Raw genomic sequence first — 1,635 nt, 5'->3', positions numbered from 1 at the left:
TTGTTCCTTGAAAACTGAAGATTCATCAAGACATCAAACCAATTATTTCACATATGGTCCGTGAGGACCGTGTGTCTTAGACGCTAGATCAAGGTAGAAAGGGCGTACGGTGGATGCCTTGGCACTAGGAGCCGATGAAGGACGCGACGAACAGCGAAATGCCCTGGGGAGTGGTAAGTACACTTTGATCCAGGGGTATCCGAATGGGGGAACCCACCGCCGGGAGACTGGCGGGACACCCGTGTGAATACATAGCACGGCGTGAGGCAAACCCGGGGAACTGAAACATCTAAGTACCCGGAGGAAGAGAAAGAAAATTCGATTCCCTGAGTAGCGGCGAGCGAAACGGGAACAGCCCAAACCAGGAAGCATGCTTCCTGGGGTTGTAGGACACTCTATACGGAGTTACAAAGGGATAGGATAGGTGAACGACCTGGAAAGGTCGGCCAGAGAAGGTGACGGCCCTGTAGCCGAAATCCCATCCCCTCCAGAGTGGATCCTGAGTACGGCGGGACACGTGAAACCCCGTCGGAATCCGGGAGGACCATCTCCCAAGGCTAAATACTTCCTAGTGACCGATAGTGAACCAGTACCGTGAGGGAAAGGTGAAAAGCACCCCGGAAGGGGAGTGAAACAGATCCTGAAACCGTATGCCTACAAGTAGTCAGAGCCCGTTAACGGGTGATGGCGTGCCTTTTGTAGAATGAACCGGCGAGTTACGATGGCGGGCGAGGTTAAGCCGATGAGGCGGAGCCGCAGCGAAAGCGAGTCTGAATAGGGCGCATCAGTCCGTCGTCGTAGACCCGAAACCAGGTGATCTACCCATGTCCAGGATGAAGGTCAGGTAACACTGACTGGAGGTCCGAACCCACGCACGTTGAAAAGTGCGGGGATGAGGTGTGGGTAGCGGTGAAATGCCAATCGAACCTGGAGATAGCTGGTTCTCCCCGAAATAGCTTTAGGGCTAGCCTCGAGGTGTAGAGTTCCGGAGGTAGAGCACTGATTGGACTAGGGGCCCCCACAGGGTTACCGAATTCAGTCAAACTCCGAATGCCGGCAACTTGTACTCGGGAGTCAGACTGCGAGTGATAAGATCCGTAGTCGAAAGGGAAACAGCCCAGACCATCAGCTAAGGTCCCAAAGTGTATGTTAAGTGGAAAAGGATGTGGCGTTGCACAGACAACTAGGATGTTGGCTTAGAAGCAGCCACCATTCAAAGAGTGCGTAATAGCTCACTAGTCGAGTGACGCCGCGCCGAAAATGTAACGGGGCTAAACATACCACCGAAGCTATGGATCCCGTAAGGGATGGTAGGGGAGCGTTCCAAGCAGCAGTGAAGCGGTATCGTGAGGAGCCGTGGAGCGCTTGGAAGTGAGAATGCCGGTGTGAGTAGCGAAAAGAGGGGTGAGAATCCCCTCCGTCGAAAGCCCAAGGTTTCCTGAGGAAGGCTCGTCCGCTCAGGGTTAGTCTGGACCTAAGCCGAGGCCGAAAGGCGTAGGCGATGGACAACAGGTTGATATTCCTGTACCGCCGTACCACCGTTTGAACGATGGGGGGACGCAGAAGGATAAGGTAACCGTGCGACTGGAAGTGCACGGACAAGCAGCGAGGCCGTCGGGTTGGCAAATCCGCCCG

Annotated in this window: 1 rRNA gene (only partly in view); it reads left to right on the top strand. The window is 54.7% G+C overall.

The window, feature by feature from the left end:
- Window positions 1-86: 86 nt before the first annotated feature.
- Window positions 87-1,635: ribosomal RNA gene (locus tag KNP95_RS15755) — 23S ribosomal RNA — on the top strand; it runs 1,443 nt beyond the window's last position.

This window comes from Exiguobacterium sp. s36 (genome assembly GCF_018618345.1).
Classification (GTDB): Bacteria; Bacillota; Bacilli; order Exiguobacteriales; family Exiguobacteriaceae; genus Exiguobacterium; species Exiguobacterium chiriqhucha.
Note: the sequence above shows the minus strand (reverse complement) of the source record. Positions and strands in the feature narration are given on the sequence as shown.